The following is a 15313-nucleotide window of genomic DNA, read 5'->3' as shown; positions in this document are numbered from 1 at the left end:
GTTCAGGGCCCGTGCCCGGTGCCGCGTCAGTCGGTCGCGCCCCGCGGCGGATCGACGAGCAGCCCGACGCGGTCGTCCAGGTAGTCGGCGAGGGGGACTGCGGCGCCGGCGGTCGGGGACCACCGGACCGACGGCACGTCGTCGATGACGACGAGCACGCCCTCGGCGCCGACCAGGGAGTCGTCGACGGGGATCGGGACGGCGCCGTGGTTCACCGTGTCACCGGCGCCGAAGTGCCCCTTCGCGGCGGCGGCTCGGTAGGCGCGACGGACCTCGGCGGAGACCGACTGGTACTGCGACCGACCGGGTTCGGTGACGCGGGTGATCGACCCGGTGGCCCAGACACGGCCTGCGGTCTCGGGGGACGACCCGATCAGGAGCGCTCCGACCCGCCACACCCGGCCGAGGGGCCGCATCGTCGGGTCACGACGGATCCCGAGGACGGCCTTCGGCTGCACGTACTCGCCGAGTGCTTCGTCCAGGACGCCCGCGGCGCGGAGCCGCCGGGCCGCCGCGTCGAGGAGCTCCCGCGCCCGCTGCACTCCGTCCGTCACGTCCACCGAGCCTAGACCGGGTGGTGGTCGTCGTCTCGGCCCTGTTCTCGGTGGTGGTCCGCTCGACGTGGTGCGCCGCGCTGCGTCGTCCGTGGCTGGTGCCGACGCGGCTCGTGCGGGCGCGGCTGGTGCCGGCGCGGCGACGACGTGCGGCGCTCACGAAGCCCGCGGTCATCATCACCGCACCGTACGTCAGGAGCACGCCGGCGACCGCGGGGATGAGCCAGCTCCGCGACCCGTTGACGACCTGGTTGACGATGCCGATCTCCGGCACGGAGTACCAGACCACGCCACGGATCTGCACGGCGGTGACCGGTGCCGGGTCGGCCTCGGCGTTGTTGTCGCCTTTGAGCACGAAGGTCCGCTCGCCGTCCGACGACGACGACACCGAGACCACGCGGTGGCTGACGACCGCGGGCTGGCCGGACACGATCTGGTAGGTGACGACGTCGCCGACCCGGATGTCGTCGATCGGGGTCGGACGGACCACGAGCAGCGTCCCCGGCGGCAGGGTCGGCTCCATCGACTGCGTCAGGACGGTGAGCGGCATCGAGCCAGTGGCCTTCGGCACGACGATCAGCACGACCGCCAGGGCGGCGACGAGCAGCAGGAGCCCGGTGCTGAGACCGAGCACGACGGCGTGGACGACGGCGCGCCAGCCGGTGCGCGGGGTGGGGGTGCTCATGCGCCGCATCGGATCGCCGCCCCGTTGTCCTGCGTGAAGAGCGTGACCTTGCCGGTACCCGCGACGGTCGACGTGGGGTTGCCGGCGCTGTCGAGCACCTTGACGGTGACGGTCAGCGTGCCCGCGGTGCCGGCGCTCGCGGGGACGTCCGGCGGCGCGATCGTGATGAACGCGGAGTAGTCCTGCGCCTTCTGCCCGACCGGCGTCGAGCCGACGAAGGCCCCGTACCAGGTGTCCACCGGGCGGTTCGCGGCGTCCCAGCGGATCTCGACGTACCAGCCGCCGTGGTCGGTGCAGACCAGCGAGGGGGTGGTGTCGACGACCGCTGCCGGGGTGGTCAGGGTGAAGCCGCCCGCCACGACACCCGAGGTCCAGGTGCCGCTCGTGACGGTGAGGTTGACGTTCACCTTGGCGGTCGAGCCGGCCGGGGCCGACGACTGCAGGGTGCTGCGGGTGCACCAGACGGCGGAGGTGCCGGCGGCGAGCTTCGCGCTCATGCTCGGCAGCGAGGCCCAGGTGCCGGTGACGGACCCGGTGCCCACGGCCGTGCTTGTGGTGCAGCCCGCGGTCGAGGCGACCGGCCAGGCGACGACGGTGACGGCCTTGGCGAGCGCGGTCGAGCTGCCGGACACGACGGAGACCGTGGTGGTGGCGGTGCCGGCGAGGGTGCCCGAGTCGGTCAGGGTGATCGGCTTCGTCGTCGAGGTGACGCTCGACGAGAACGCCGTGGTGAGGGCGCTCGTGCCGCTGATCGACGCCGCGACCGTGCCGACCGTGGTGCTCGCCGCGGTGGTGCCCGCCGCGCTCCACAGTGCCCACGCGGCGCTCGAGGTACCGCCGACGAACACGGCGGTGAGGAGCACGGCGACGAGGAGCCGGAGGCGGCAGTTCATGCGGAGACCTGCGTTCCGGTGACGGTGAGGGTGAAGTCGGTGGTGGCGCCGGCGACGGTCTGCGGGGCGTCGGCGTCGAGGGCCATCTCGAGGCACGCGGTGCCGCTGACCCCGGCCGGCAGGGTGAACGACCCGGTACCGGTGTCGAAGGTGGCGAGCCGTCCGCTCGTGCCGGTGAGCCCGGGCACGCACTTCGCGGTCGAGGACACCATCACGAGGTGGAGCGTCAGCTCACCGGTCGCCGCCGCGACGGACGACTTCGAGGCCGTCGTCGTGACGCGCATCGACAGCGGGACCGACCCGGTGTTCCGCACCGTGAAGGTGCCGGTGGTGCTCGTGCCCGGCCCGAGGACCGCGGTGTTCATCGCCGTGGTGCTGCTGACGCTGACGGTCGCCGTGGCGGAGCGCACCGTGGTGGCCGCCGTGCTGGCGGTCCCGTTCCAGAGCGCGTACGTGCCGCCGGTGCCGAGGAGTGCTGTTCCGACCGCGACGACCAGGGCGAGCGCGACCGGCCACACCCAGCGGTGCCGTCGGGCCGCGCGGTGGCGTCCCGTCGTCCGCGGTGTGGCGGTCATGTGCCTGCTCCTGGTCGTCGTGGTCGGTGGGGTGCGATCGGTGGATCAGGAACCGATCGCGGTCTGGGTGAGCGTGAAGGCCAGCGCGCTGAGGTTGATCGAGCCGCCCTGACCGGTGGTCGCCGACGCGGGGAGCGTCACCGTGAAGACGACCTTGACGGTCGACGTGGACGAGGACGGCGAGACGACGAAGGTGTTGGTGTTCGACGAGGACTGCACCACCGAGGCGCTCGTCGAGGTGACGGCCAGCGTCTTCGTCGTGGCGGCGAGCAGCGCGGCGTCACCGGTGATGCTCTGGTTGGCGTAGGTCAGGTTCGCCTTGAGGTCCTGGCCGGTCGCACCGATGTTCAGCGTCTGCGTGAACTGGAACGTGTTGCCCGGGACCATCAGGGCCTTCGTCGGGTCGATCGCGGTGGAACGACCGTTCGTGATGTCGCTCCAGGCACCGTCGTTGTTGGCGCTCAGCGTCAGGGTGCCGGCGCTCACGGCGGACGCGGCGCTCGAGGCGCTGGCGTTCCAGAGCGCGAACGTGCCCGCGCCGCCGAGGAGGAGTGCGACGCCTGCTGCGCCGGCGATGGCACCGGTGACGATCTTGTGCATGGGGTGGGTCCGTTCCTGCGTGCTCGTGGCACGCTGAAGCCCACCGGGGACATTCGGGCGTCGTGTCCGGTGGGGAGGTTGTCATCGACCCAGTGGTTGGAGGGGGTCGCGGCTGACCGGTGCCGAGAGCGGTCGCCGGGCCTCGGAGCGCATGTGCTGCTGCTCGGGCGGGCTGGACTCGCTCTGGTGTCGACGTTAGCTGTCCCCCAAAGTGCGGACAAGTGAGAACGAGCGTTCACCCGGACCCCAGAACGGGGGTCATTTTTGTCCCCGCTAGGGAGGACATGCGTTGTACCCCGGTTTCTGGGTGTGCGCTCCGCGTTGGCAGAGCGATCACAGAAGGAATGCCGGTACGCACGGCGTCGTTGCACCGTCCGGAAACGAGGAGGGCCCATGGACATCGTGCGCTGGTTGTTCGACGCGCAGATCGTCATCGGCGACCAGACGGTGCTCTGGCGCGAGGTGATCGGCAACGTCTTCGGGCTGCTCAGCGCCCTCGGGGGCATGCGCCGGAAGGTCTGGGCCTGGCCGGTCGGACTGGTCGGCAACGCCCTGCTCTTCACCGTGTTCATGGGGGCGCTCTTCGACACCCCGAACCCCGTCAACCTGCTCGGGCAGGCCGGCCGTCAGGTCATGTTCATCATCGTGAGCATCTACGGCTGGTACCGGTGGACGCACCGCCCCGAGGACGCGACGACCGTGATCGACCCGCGCTGGGCCTCCTGGCGGACCCGTCTGCTGCTCGTCGTCGGCATGATCGGCGGCACCGCCCTGCTGACCCCCGTCTTCCGTGCGCTCGGGTCCTACGAGCCGGTGTGGAGCGACGCGTGGATCTTCGTCGGATCGCTGCTGGCCACCTACGGCATGGCGAAGGGGTGGGTCGAGTTCTGGCTCATCTGGGTGGCGGTCGACCTGGTCGGCGTTCCGCTGCTGTTCTCCGCCGGGTACTACGCCTCCGGGTTGATGTACGTCTTCTACGGCGTCTTCACCCTGACGGGGTTCTTCGTGTGGATGCGCCAGCGGGTGCGGCCTCCGGCGGCACCCGTCACCGTCGGCTGACCGCCGTGCTCGCGGCGCGCTGACGCGGCCGGGAGCACGGCCCCCGCTCTGGGACGAGACAAACGGCCCGGAATGCGCTGCAATGGTCGGATGGAACCCCTGCACGGCGAACGCGTCGAGGACGACGAGTCCCTCGCAGAGCGCACGGTGCGCGCGGCCATCCGCGCCTACCGGCTGCACCCGTTCGACACCGTGGACGCGGCGGTCGTCGCCGAGGTGGCCGGCATCCCGATCGAGACCGTCGAGCGGCTGTTCCCGACCTGGCACGCCCTGCTCCTGGTCACCTACGACCGGTGGGCGCAGCTGCGGGGGACCCGGCGGAAGAGCCCGCCCACGTGCACGATCGAGCACGTCCGTCTGACCCTGGCCGAGGACGTCGCCGACCCCGGGCTCGTCCGGGTGCTCGCGGGGCTGATCACCGTGGCCAGCTCGGAGTCCGGGTTCGCCGAACTGTTCCGCAAGCGGTTCGAGGAGTACGCCGAGCAGCTGACCGTCGGGCTGCAGCGCGACTTCGACAAGGGCTCGGAAGAGGCCGGCATCCCCGCGTACCAGGCTGCGACCCAGCTGCTCTCGGTCTACGAGGGGCTGCAGATCCAGATGCTGGTCCGCCCGCACATCGACGTCCTGGTGGAGTTCGACCGCGCGGCGAACACCCTGCGCCAGGGATGGAAGCGGCACGCCGTCCCGTCGTGGGACCTCGACGAGGCGCCCGTCCGCGTCTGAGTGCAGTGGCGATTCATCCGGTTTGGAAAGTACTTGCCAAACCGGAAAGTCCTTGCGACACTGGTGTCAACGAGAGGGGACACCATGGACAACACCACCGCACGACCCGGACCCGCGGAGGCGGCCCGACTGCTCGACCAGGCGGACCGGATCGGCCGACGAGCGCACGACGCCGTCCGCTGGCCGTACGTCACGTTCATCACCGCGCTCGGCGTCGCGACGTCGCTCGGCACGCTCGGCATGGGGCTCACGACCGGGGACGCGTTCGCCGCCGTCTACGTCGGTACCCTCGTCGCCCTGTTCGCCCTGGTGGTGTTCTTCATGGTGAGCATCCGCGGCCGCTCGGCCTTCGCCCGGAGCCGCCGCTGGACCGTCTACATCGTCAGCTGGGCGGTCACCTACCTGGCGGCGATCGCCGTGGTCGGGTGGGTGCACGGCTCGGTGCTCTGGTCGGGCGTCACCTCGGGGCTCGTGCTGCTCGTCGCGCTCGTCTGTGCGGCACGCGAGGCCCGCTCGTGAGCACCACCGACCGGGTGCATCCCCGGCACGAGCTCGACGACCTGCTGCAGCACCCGGTGCGCTTCTCGGTGATCGCCGCCCTGACCCGCGCCGGGACCCTCGGGTTCCGCGAGGTGCGCGACGCGGTCGAGGTCAGCGACTCGGTGCTGAGCAAGCAGGTCTCCGCGCTCGAGGCGGCCGGCTACGTGTCGGTGGGGAAGGGCTTCGTGGGCAAGACGCCCCGGACGTCGGTCACCCTGACCGCGACGGGTCGGGCCGTCTGGGCCGCCCACCTGGACGCGCTCCGCCGCATCGCCGCCGGCTGACCAGCGGGATCAGCCCCGCCGGCTGATCAGCGGGATCAGCCCCGCCGGCCCCGCCGCCACGACAACACCTGCCGCACCGTCACCTTCGACCCGTACTGCGCGACCGAGTGCCGGAACAGGTACTCCGCGAACCACAGCAGCAGCCCGGCGACGACGAACACCTCGACGATGCAGACCACCGACTCCGCCACGGTCAGGGCCCCGACGGCGTTCCGCACCATCGCGGTGATCGGCGTGAAGGTCGGGAAGTACGTGAAGAACTGCGCAACGGGCGACGTCGGCGTCGTCATCACGAAGAACGCCGCGTACAGGGGGATGATCAGCGCGAAGATCGCCGCCGACTGCAGGGCCGAGGCGTCCTTGATCGACGGCACGGCGGCCCCGACGGCGACGAACAGCCCGGACGCCAGCAGCACCCCGCCGACGAGCAGCAGCGCCCCGGTCACCATCCGCCACGGGTCGACCGTCAGTCCGCCGAGCTGCGACGACACCAAGGGCAGGGCGACGAGCAGCCCGACCAGGCCGGGCACGACGAACACGCTGACCTGCACGAAGCCGACGAGCAGCATCGCGATGACCTTGCCGCGGATCAGATCGCCCGCGGTCACCGTGGTCAGGATCATCTCGGAGATCCGGTTCTCCTTCTCCTCGACCACGACGGTGACCATCCGGGCGGCGAGCAGGATGACGAGCCCGAAGAACGCGGCGACGAACAGGAACGGCGGCACGACCGACAACCAGCCCGGTGCGACCCGCCCGTCGGCGTAGGTGGTGACGTCGGCGGCGGGTGGACTGCGGAGCAGCTCCACGGTCTCGGGGTCGTCGACCGAGGCGGCGACGCTCTGCTCGAGCACCCGCTCGGCCAGCGATGAGTACACGCCGTTGGCGAAGAGCCCCCGGTCGGCGGCGTCGACCCGGATGGCCGTCGTGGACGGCGACGACGGGAACGCGATGAAGGCGTCGAGGTCACCGGACCGGACGGCGGCACGGTCGGCGGCGGCATCGGTGGACGGCGTCCCACCCCACTTCGCCGCCACGGACTCCGACACCAGGCCGGACTCGTCGACGTAGTGGAACGGGGTCTTCGTGGCGGACGACCCGGACACCACGGAGTTCGTGCCGGCGGCCTGCCCGATGCCGACGAGCAGCGACACGACCACGATGACGACCGGCAGCGCGAGCGTGCCGATCCAGAACGCGGGCTTCTTCACCGCGCGGACGAACTCGAACCGGACGACCGTGCCGAGGTTGCTCATGCCGCTGCCCCGTCCGACGACGCAGCGGCGAGGGCGTCGTGCCCGTAGACCTGCACGAAGATCTCGTCGAGCGGGATCCGGCGCATCTCGAACGCGGTGACGTGCACCCCGGCCGCGACCAGTTCCGCCAGGACGTCCGCACCGTCCGGAGCGGCGGCCTGGGTCGGGACCAGGTAGGCGACGTGCCCCTCGTGGCGGGCGAGCCGGTACAGCGACGACTTCGGTACGGGGCCGTCGAGCCCCACGCGGGCGACGGCGCCACCGAAGGCGTCCTGCACGTCGGGCACGGATCCGTACGCGGCGGCCCGCCCGTCCTTGAGCAGCAGGATGCGGTCGCAGAGTCGCTCGACCTCGTCCATGTGGTGCGTCACGAGGACCACGGTCGCGCCGTCGGCCTTCCGTTCGTCGACCAGGTCGAGCAGGAGCCGCCGGTTCACCGGGTCGAGTCCCTTGGTCGGCTCGTCGAGGATGAGCAGCCGCGGCCGGTCCATGATCGTGATGCCGAGCTGCACCTTCTGCTGCTGCCCGCCGGACAGCTTGTCGACGCGCAGCTTCGCGCGGTCGGCGAGCCCCACCCGGGCCAGGTAGTCCATGCTCCACGCGGTCGCCTCGGCACCACGGAGCCCGCGCAGGCGCCCGAAGTAGGTCATCACGTCGATGACGGACTCCTTGCGGTACAGCCCGCGCTCCTCGGGCAGGTAGCCGATGCCGCCGGTGGCCGGCCGGTAGGGGCGGCCGTCGATCGTCAGCGTGCCCGCCGTCGGGGTGGTGATGCCGAGCAGGGCCCGGATCGTCGTGGTCTTGCCGGAGCCGTTGCTGCCGAGCAGCCCGAACGTCTCACCGGGGGCGACGTCGAACGACAGCCCGTCGACCACGTTGCGGTCGCCGAACCGCATCACGAAGTCCTGCACGCTGATGCTCGCCCCGCTCATGCGGCGACCCTACCGGGACTTCCTTCCCAGAACGGCCGCGATGGGATGCGAGAACGGGCGTACCTGGTGAGAACTTTCGACCCGGTACGCCCGGTTCCGGCAGGTACGCCAGTTTCCGTCGGGCAGACGCGGGCAGACGCGGGGGGCGACGGACTGGAGGCGCGGTGCCAGCTGGCACCGCGCCTCCAGTCCGTCATCCGGTCGCGCCCAGGGCGCGAGCGTCGCGTCAGGAACGCAACCAGGCCGTCCCCACGCCCGTCAGGGCACCGTCGACCACGGGGGCCGAGGCGAGCAGCAGCTCGCCGGCCGGCAGCGCGAAGGGCTCGTCGCCGAAGACCGTCACGCTGGTCCAGCCGTTCGGCCGATGGAACGCGAGCACGTCGTCGCGGCCGGTCTCGATCCACTCGAGCTGTTCCTCGGACTGCAGCTGGCCACGCAGGCCGAGCGCCTTCCGGTACAGGTTCAGGGTGGAGTCGGGGTCGGCGTCCTCGGCCTCGACGCTGGAGTCGGCGAACCACGCCGGCTGCGGCAGGTGCGAACCGTCCGGACCGAAGCCGAACGACGAGCCGGTGCGCGTCCACGGGATCGGCACGCGGCAGCCGTCACGACCGACGTCGACGCCCGGGTTGCGGAAGAACGCCGGGTCCTGGCGGTCGGCGTCCGGGATGTCACCGACCTCGTGCAGGCCGAGCTCCTCGCCCTGGTACAGGTAGGCGGAGCCGGGCAGGGCGAGCTCGAGCAGCGTGGCGGCCTGTGCGCGGCGCAGGCCGAGCGACCGGTCGAGCGCGTCCTGGGAGCCGCCGGCGAGCAGCCACGCGCTGCCCTGCTTGTCGGTGCCACCGGCGCGGGGCGGCAGGGCGTAGCGGGTGGCGTGCCGGACGACGTCGTGGTTCGAGAACACCCACGTGGTCGACGAGCCGGACTGCTCGGCGAGGCCGAGGTTGAACTCGATGATCGTGCGGAACTGTCCGGCGTCGAAGTCGGCCTCGAGCAGGTCGAAGTTGAACGCCTGACCGAGTCCGTCGGCGCTGGCGTAGCGGGCTCGCCGGTGGGCGGGGACCCAGGCCTCGGCGACCGCGGTGCGCGCCGGCGTGTACTCGTTGAAGACCGTCCGCCACTCGGCGTAGATCTCGTGCACGTCGTCGCGGTCCCAGAGCGGGTGCGTGCCGTCCTTCGGCATCTCGGCGAGCTCGGCCCAGGTGGGCAGGGTCTCGCCCAGGTCCTTCGCCAGGCCGTGGGCCACGTCGATGCGGAACCCGTCGACGCCGCGGTCGGACCAGAAGCGCAGGGTGTGCAGGAAGTCGTCGCGGACCTCGCGGTTCGCCCAGTTCAGGTCGGGCTGCTCCTTCGCGAAGCTGTGCAGGTACCACTGGCCGTCGCCGACGGCGGTCCAGGCCGGCCCGCCGAAGATCGAGATCCAGTCGGCGGGGGCGTCCTCGCCGGACGGTCCGCTGCCGTCGCGGAACACGTAGCGGTCGCGGGCGGGGGAGCCCTTGGGTGCTGCGAGGGCCTCGCGGAACCACTCGTGTCGGTCGCTCGTGTGGTTCGGGACGACGTCGACGATCACCCGGATGCCGGCGGCGTGCAGTGCCTCGACCATCCGGTCGAAGTCGTCGAGGGTGCCGAGGCGCGGGTCGACGTCGCGGTAGTCGTCGACGTCGTAGCCGCCGTCGGCCAGGGCGGACGGGTAGAAGGGGCTGAGCCAGACGGCCTCGATGCCGAGCGAGGCCAGGTACGGCACGCGCTCGGTGATGCCGGGCAGGTCGCCGATGCCGTCGCCGTTCGCGTCGGCGAACGAGCGGGGGTAGATCTGGTAGACGCTGGCCTGGCGCCACCAGGTCTCGTCGTGCGAGGTGGTGGCGGGCTGGGCGAGGGTGTCGGTCACGTCGGGCCTTTCGTGGGTCGAGGGGTTCGAAGGGTTCGAGGGGTGTGTGCCGGTCGGGTCTGCACCGGCGATCGCGGTCGGGTCCGCACCGGCGGTGTCGGTCACTTGATGGCGCCCTGGGTCACGCCGGCCATCACCCACCGCTGGGTGACGAGGTAGACGATGATCGCGGGGGCCATCGCCATCAGGTACGAGGCGAACGACACGTTGTAGTTGTTGCTGAACTGCGTCTGGAACATCTGCTGCAGCACCGGCAGGGTCTGCAGCGCCGGGTCGGAGGTGATCAGCGACGGCATCACGAAGTCGTTCCAGGACGCGAGGAACGCGAAGATGCCGACGGTGGCGCTCATCGGTGCCAGCAGCGGGAACACGAGTCGCCAGAACACCTGCCCCGTGCTCGCACCGTCGATGCGAGCACTCTCCTCCAGCTCCGCCGGGATCGACCGCAGGAAGGCCGTGAAGAGCAGCACGCTGAAGGAGAGCTGGAACATGACGTGCAGGATCGCGACGCCGAGCGGGCTGTCCAGGTGCGCGAGCCCGGTGAGCTTCACCTGCGACAGTGCGAGCACCGGGAACGGCAGGAACATCGCCGCGAGCAGGTAGAAGAACGACCAGCGGAACAGTCGCCGGTCCCAGTTCCGGGCGATCGCGTAGGCCGTGAACGAGGCGAGCAGGATCGTGCCGACGACGGTGATCGCGGCGACGAACACCGAGACCGCGAAGGCCCGCGGGAAGTCCGTCAGCTGCCACGCCTGCACGAAGCCGTCGACGCTGAACGGTGCCGGCAGCGAGAACGCGTTGCCGTCGACGGCCTGCCCGGTGGTCTTGAACGCCATCGTCAGGGTGACGTACAGCGGCACGAGCACCGACAGCGCGCACAGCACGAGGACGACGGTGACGGGCCAGTTCGAACGACCGCGGCCGGCCTTGCCCGAGCCGGAGGACCGGTCGGCGTCGACGGAACGGATGCTGCCGGTCGCGGTGGTCCCCGGTCGCAGGGGTGCTTGCAGGGACATCAGAGCGCTGCCTTCCCGCGGGTCGCCCGCAGCTGGATCACGGCGATGACGACCGCGATGACGAAGAAGATCGTGGCGTTCGCCATCTGGTAGGCGTAGTCGCCGCCGTTGAAGCCCTTGAAGATCGACATCGCGACACTGGTGGTCGAGGTGCCGGGGCCGCCGTCGGTCAGGCCGACGATGATGTCGTACGAGTTCAGGAAGTTCTTGAACCCGATGACCAGGTTGATGAGGATGTAGCCCGCGGTCAGCGGTGCGGTTATCGAGACGAGCTGCCGCCAGGCGCTGGCACCGTCGAGGGCGGCTGCCTCGTACACCTCGCCGGGGATCGAGAGGACGCCGGCGATGTAGATGAGGAGCGTCGACGGGATCGCCTGCCAGGCGGTGACGACCACGATCGCCAGCCAGGCCAGGTCGGGGTTCGCCAGGATGCTCTGCTCGAGCGGCCCGAAGCCGATCGCGGTGGCGAAGGCCGGCAGGCTGTTCGCGAACAGGAACGAGAACACGTAGGCGATGACGATCCCCGAGATCACCATCGGCAGCACGAACACCGCACGCAGCGCGATCTTGCCGCGGATCTTCGACGTGAGCGCGATGGCCAGCAGGAACGCGATCGCGTTCACGACGATCACGGTGACGAGCGAGAACCCGAGCGTGAACAGGTACGCCTGCAGGATCGCGGGGTCGGAGAACACCGCGATGTAGTTGGTGAGCCCGGTGAAGCGGAACTCGCCGAAGCCGACGGAGTTCGTGAAGCTCAGCACGATGCCCATCACCGCCGGCAGCGTGATGGCGAGCGTGAAGAGCACCAGGGTGGGCAGCAGGAACGCCAGGAAGAGCGGGTCGACGCGGGGCTTGCGTCGTCCGGCCTGGAGGCCCGTGGCGGCTCCGCCACGGCGGCGGCGGTCCGCCGTCGTGATGGATTCGGTGGTCGTGGTTGCCATTCGGACGTCTCCTTACGCGGCCGTGCGGAGCGCGAGACGCGCCCAGTCGGCGTCGAGGGTGCGGAGCTGGCGCTGCGGGTCGCCGCCGAAGGCGATCGACTGCGCGTAGTTCGCGACCGGGATCTCGGCGGGGATGAGCTGCGAGGCGCCGAGGTAGAAGGCTGCGTCGTCGTAGTACGACTGCATGCCGCGGAGGGCGGGGTTCGACGCCGGTGGAGCGTCCTTGCGGACCCCGAAGCCGTTGTTGTCCGCGTTGTACTCGTCGTTGACCCGCTTGGACATCAGGAACGACAGGAACTCGCGGGCGGCCTCCTGCTTGCGGGACGCCTCCGGGATCCAGAGCGCCAGGTCGACGTTCACGCGGACCTTGCGGTCGGCCGGGTCGTCGGTGACGGGCAGCGGGAACGTGCCGAGGTCCATGTCCTTCGTGGTCTTGGCGATCTCGCCGAGGGCCCACGGTCCCTGCAGGTACATGCCCGCCTTGCCCTGGGCGAAGGCGAGGTTGCCGTCGCCGTACCCGCGGCTCGCGGCGCCGTCCTGGTGCCAGGCGCGGAGCTGCACCATGCGCTCCATCGGCTTCCGCAGGTCGCGCTCGAACGAGACGGCGGATCCCTTGCCGACGTTCGTGCCCTCGCGGCGGAGCGCCTCGAAGGTCGCCGGGGTGTCGATCATGCCGCCGATCGAGTAGTCGAACATGCCCTGGGCGATCGTCCAGTTGTCCTTGAACGTGCCGTAGATCGGCGCGATGCCGGCCTTGGTCAGGCGCTCGCACACGTCGGCGAACTCGCTCCACGTCGTCGGGACGTCGAGCTCCTGCTGCGCGAAGAGCGCCTTGTTGTAGATCACCGACGCCGCCGTCACCGAGTACGGCAGGGCGCTCTTCCGGCCGGGGTAGTCGGCGGTCTGCTCCATGAGCGGCCACAGGTCGGGGTTGATGGTGTCGGCCTGCGGCAGGTCGGACAGGTCGGTCAGCGCGCCGTGCTCGACGAACGGCACGACCGAGAAGTTGTAGTTCCAGCAGCCGAGGTCCGGCGGCCGGTTCCGCACGAAGTTCGCGGACATGCTCGAGGTCGAGTCGCGCACGACCCGGACCTTCGACTGGCTCTGGTGGAACTGCGCGATGACGTCGTCGAAGTAGCCGATGACCTCGGGCTTCGACACGTAGAACGTGATGGTCTCCGGCTTGGCGCTCGAGGACCCGATCGGGGCGCATCCGGCGAGCGCGAGGCCCGCTCCGATGCCGCCCGCTCCCAGCAGGAACCCGCGTCGGCTGACCGATGCTGCGCTCCTGGCGGTGGCGTGTGCTTGCACGTCGTCTCCGTCCGTCCGGACCCGGCGTCCCTGCCGTTCCGTCCCGCGAGCGGCTCCGATGCTGCCCGCGGAACTAAATGTAGCGAGAAAATCTAATTCCGCAAGGAACTCGTCGCGCGATAGGGTCACGACATGCCGCCACCCCGTGGAACGAGCGCAGAGACGCTGCTCGCGTACGCCTTCGACTCGTCGGCGTTCACCGCGACCGAGGCGATCGACGCCACCGGCCTGACCCGGTCGACCGTGCTCGGGGCGGCCGAGGAGCTCGTGCGGCTCGGCTGGCTCCGCGAGCTCGACGACGCCCGCGCCGCGGGGGAGTACCGGATGGGACGCCCGGCTCGCCGCTACGAGCTCGACACGGTCGCCGGGGTCGTCGTCGGTGTGGACGCCGGCCAGCACCGGGTCACGGCCTTCGTCGCCGACCTGCGCGGCACGGTGCTCGGTCGTGCCGAGGGGTCGCTGGGTGCATCGGGCCTCGACGTGCTCGTGCGACTCGGGGTCCTCGCCGACACCGTGGCCGCCGCCCTCGCCGCGGCCGACGTCGACCGCACCCGGGTCCTGGTCACCGTCGTGGGCATCCCGGCGCCGGTCGACGCCGCCGGGGCCTCGCCCGACGACGGCGGCTTCTGGGTCCGGATGAACCCGGGGTTCGCCGACGCCGTGCCGGACGGGCGGGTGCTCGTCGAGAACGACGCGAACCTCGCCGCGCTCGCCGAGCGGCCGTCCTCGGGTGACGCCTCGTTCGCGGCGCTGCTGTCCGGCGAGCGCTTCGGCGCAGGCCTCGTCGTCGACGGGGTCCTGCTGCGCGGTGCCCACGGCGGTGCCGGGGAGATGCGGGTGCTCGAACTCGTCGAGGGTGTCGGCTCCTCCGACGGCATCGGCGCGGTCGCCCGCACCTTCGTGGCCGACGCCGTCGCCGCCGGGCACATCCCCGCGGACGCCGCACTCGCCGGCGACGCTGCCCTGGTGTTCGCGGCCGCGCGGAGCGGTGATCCGGTCGCGCGCACCATCGTCGACCGCCTGGGCGACCGCCTGGCCCGGGTCTGCATCCTGCTCGCGAGCCTGCTCGACATCGACCGCGTCGTGGTCGCCGGCGCGATCGCCCAGCCGGCGGTCGCGGTCATCGACCGTGCGCGCGACCTGCTCGCGAAGGGGCACTTCGACCCGGTGCCGGAACTCGTCGCGTCGTCGCTCGGGGCCGATGTCGTGGTCATCGGGGCCGTGGCCCACGCGGTCGACGCGGTGCGTGCCGACCCGCTGTCGTTCCCGGTGCTCAGTCGGGCAGCGGCACCTCGAGGCTCCGGTCCCACGGTTCCGTCCAGCCGAGTCGGTCGAACAGCGCATCCAGCAGCATCGCGGTGAAGCCCCACACCAGGTGCTCGTCCCCGTCGGCCTCGATCGTGAACGCCGGTCCGCGCCACTCCTGACCACTGCGGCGGATCACGGTCACGCCGCGGTTCGCCGGGTCGAGCAGGTCGGCCACGGGGACCCGGAACACCGCCGCCGACTCGTGCTCGTCGACGACGCGGATCGGTGAGGGGTCGCGCCACCAGCCGATGACGGGCCGGACCAGGTGGTTCGAGAACGCCAGGGGCACGGCCGGCAGGGTGCCGAGCACCTCGACGCCGGCGGGGTCGAGCCCCGTCTCCTCCTGTGCCTCGCGGAGTGCGGCGGCGACGGCGTCCGCGTCACCGGGGTCGATGCGTCCGCCGGGGAACGCGACCTCGCCGGCGTGCGCCCGCAGGGTCGTGGCCCGGGCGAGGAGCAGGACGTCGAGGTCCCGCGGGACCCCGGGTGCTGCTGCCGGTCGGTCGCTCGGCGTGTGGTCGAGCGCGCCGAAGAGCATCAGGACCGCGGCCCGTCGTGGCGAGGCCGTACTGCCGGGTTCGACGAGCGGCCCACCGTCACCCCAGCCGTCCGCTGCGACCGCCGCGAGGGCAGCCCGTACCGATCCGTCGTGCGTCACCCGTTCACCCTAGGTGTGCGCCACCGAGAGGTCCGGCGGGCCCGTCGCTCCGGACGGTTCGCTGGGGGTTGTTCGAGCACTGCCTGGGAG

17 protein-coding genes are annotated in these 15313 nt (G+C 71.1%); 5 read left to right on the top strand and 12 right to left on the bottom strand.

Features of this window, described 5'->3' with window-relative positions; genetic code table 11:
- Positions 1-26 precede the first annotated feature (26 nt).
- From BIU89_RS18270 to BIU89_RS15195, 5 genes are read right to left on the bottom strand one after another with little or no spacing between them, the layout of a single operon-like run.
- Positions 27-458: a hypothetical protein gene (locus tag BIU89_RS18270; protein WP_111029933.1), complete on the bottom strand. Its 432-nt coding sequence runs from the start codon at positions 456-458 to the stop codon at positions 27-29.
- Positions 424-1239, bottom strand: a complete 816-nt coding sequence (locus BIU89_RS17835) for a signal peptidase I (protein ID WP_254791658.1) — start codon at positions 1237-1239, stop codon at positions 424-426. The genes BIU89_RS18270 and BIU89_RS17835 overlap by 35 nt, the downstream gene beginning before the upstream one ends.
- Entirely contained in the window at positions 1236-2132 is an 897-nt protein-coding gene (locus tag BIU89_RS15205; RefSeq protein WP_071247824.1) for a hypothetical protein, read from the bottom strand. The genes BIU89_RS17835 and BIU89_RS15205 overlap by 4 nt, the downstream gene beginning before the upstream one ends.
- Positions 2129-2707 (bottom strand): TasA family protein, encoded by a 579-nt coding sequence (locus BIU89_RS15200; RefSeq protein ID WP_071247820.1) that lies wholly within the window; start codon positions 2705-2707, stop codon positions 2129-2131. Before BIU89_RS15200 ends, BIU89_RS15205 begins: the two co-directional genes overlap by 4 nt.
- 45 nt (positions 2708-2752) lie before the next feature.
- The gene (locus BIU89_RS15195; protein WP_071247818.1) at positions 2753-3307 is read right to left on the bottom strand and encodes an alternate-type signal peptide domain-containing protein; all 555 of its coding nucleotides are present in this window, start codon (positions 3305-3307) and stop codon (positions 2753-2755) included.
- A gap of 393 nt (positions 3308-3700) precedes the next feature.
- On the opposite strand from BIU89_RS15195, the gene pnuC reads away from it, so the two are divergent.
- The 4 genes from pnuC (at position 3701) to BIU89_RS15175 (ending at position 5913) form a co-directional block, all read left to right on the top strand.
- Positions 3701-4366: a nicotinamide riboside transporter PnuC gene (gene pnuC / locus BIU89_RS15190; protein WP_035808802.1), complete on the top strand. Its 666-nt coding sequence runs from the start codon at positions 3701-3703 to the stop codon at positions 4364-4366.
- A gap of 90 nt (positions 4367-4456) precedes the next feature.
- A complete protein-coding gene (locus tag BIU89_RS15185; RefSeq protein ID WP_071247816.1) occupies positions 4457-5089 on the top strand; it encodes a hypothetical protein in 633 nt (210 codons plus the stop codon).
- 84 nt (positions 5090-5173) lie between these two features.
- Positions 5174-5608, top strand: coding sequence for a chemotaxis protein CheY (locus BIU89_RS15180; RefSeq protein ID WP_071247812.1), 435 nt, complete (start codon positions 5174-5176; stop codon positions 5606-5608).
- The gene (locus tag BIU89_RS15175) at positions 5605-5913 is read left to right on the top strand and encodes a winged helix-turn-helix domain-containing protein (protein WP_071247809.1); all 309 of its coding nucleotides are present in this window, start codon (positions 5605-5607) and stop codon (positions 5911-5913) included. Before BIU89_RS15180 ends, BIU89_RS15175 begins: the two co-directional genes overlap by 4 nt.
- 35 nt (positions 5914-5948) lie before the next feature.
- On the opposite strand, the gene BIU89_RS15170 is transcribed toward BIU89_RS15175, so the two are convergent.
- From BIU89_RS15170 to BIU89_RS15145, 6 genes are all read right to left on the bottom strand, one after another.
- Positions 5949-7169 (bottom strand): ABC transporter permease, encoded by a 1221-nt coding sequence (locus BIU89_RS15170; protein ID WP_071247806.1) that lies wholly within the window; start codon positions 7167-7169, stop codon positions 5949-5951.
- Positions 7166-8101 carry an ABC transporter ATP-binding protein gene (locus BIU89_RS15165; protein ID WP_071247805.1) on the bottom strand — a complete coding sequence of 312 codons (936 nt, stop codon included), beginning with the start codon at positions 8099-8101 and terminating at the stop codon, positions 7166-7168. Before BIU89_RS15165 ends, BIU89_RS15170 begins: the two co-directional genes overlap by 4 nt.
- 226 nt (positions 8102-8327) lie before the next feature.
- Entirely contained in the window at positions 8328-9986 is a 1659-nt protein-coding gene (locus BIU89_RS15160; RefSeq protein ID WP_071247956.1) for a glycoside hydrolase family 13 protein, read from the bottom strand.
- Positions 9987-10087: 101 nt separating this feature from the next.
- Entirely contained in the window at positions 10088-11002 is a 915-nt protein-coding gene (locus BIU89_RS15155) for a carbohydrate ABC transporter permease (RefSeq protein ID WP_071247803.1), read from the bottom strand.
- Positions 11002-11946, bottom strand: coding sequence for a carbohydrate ABC transporter permease (locus tag BIU89_RS15150; protein WP_071247801.1), 945 nt, complete (start codon positions 11944-11946; stop codon positions 11002-11004). The genes BIU89_RS15155 and BIU89_RS15150 overlap by 1 nt, the downstream gene beginning before the upstream one ends.
- Before the next feature lie 12 nt (positions 11947-11958).
- Positions 11959-13257, bottom strand: a complete 1299-nt coding sequence (locus tag BIU89_RS15145; protein WP_071247798.1) for an ABC transporter substrate-binding protein — start codon at positions 13255-13257, stop codon at positions 11959-11961.
- Positions 13258-13389: 132 nt separating this feature from the next.
- On the opposite strand from BIU89_RS15145, the gene BIU89_RS15140 reads away from it, so the two are divergent.
- The gene (locus BIU89_RS15140; RefSeq protein ID WP_071247796.1) at positions 13390-14619 is read left to right on the top strand and encodes an ROK family protein; all 1230 of its coding nucleotides are present in this window, start codon (positions 13390-13392) and stop codon (positions 14617-14619) included.
- On the opposite strand, the gene BIU89_RS15135 is transcribed toward BIU89_RS15140, so the two are convergent.
- Entirely contained in the window at positions 14531-15223 is a 693-nt protein-coding gene (locus BIU89_RS15135) for an NUDIX hydrolase (protein ID WP_071247793.1), read from the bottom strand. The two genes, BIU89_RS15140 and BIU89_RS15135, sit on opposite strands and share 89 nt — an antisense overlap.
- Positions 15224-15313 lie beyond the last annotated feature (90 nt).

The sequence above is a fragment of the Curtobacterium sp. MCBA15_005 genome, from assembly GCF_001864855.1.
Classification (GTDB): domain Bacteria; phylum Actinomycetota; class Actinomycetes; order Actinomycetales; family Microbacteriaceae; genus Curtobacterium; species Curtobacterium flaccumfaciens.
The sequence above is the reverse complement of the archived record's forward strand: the minus strand, read 5'-3'. Positions and strand labels throughout refer to the sequence as shown.